General features: G+C 60.2%; 1 protein-coding gene. It reads left to right on the top strand.

The window, feature by feature from the left end; translation table 11 throughout:
- Positions 1-36: 36 nt before the first annotated feature.
- Positions 37-244 (top strand): hypothetical protein (locus SB749_RS20530; protein WP_410711938.1); only part of this gene is annotated, 208 nt, incomplete at its 3' end.

Raw genomic sequence — 244 nt, 5'->3', positions numbered from 1 at the left:
CTTCCGGATCTGCGTTCCCGAACCGCAATCTTCCGGATGCACCTTCGTGATGGATTCGATGACGCCGAGCTCAAGTCCTTCGCCGAAGTCTGTGAGGGAGCATCCGGTGCCGACATCCAGAAGATCGTTCGTGATGCCCGACGCCGGGCGAGGAGGCTTCGAAGGCCGATCAGAGCGGCAGACGTCTCGTTCCACCTTCCGATCTCGGCTCTCATTCCTCCGGAGACGCTGAGGGTCAATGCTA

The organism is Brevibacterium sp. SIMBA_078 (assembly GCF_046534565.1).
Taxonomy (GTDB): Bacteria; Actinomycetota; Actinomycetes; order Actinomycetales; family Brevibacteriaceae; genus Brevibacterium.
Note: the sequence above shows the minus strand (reverse complement) of the source record. Positions and strands in the feature narration are given on the sequence as shown.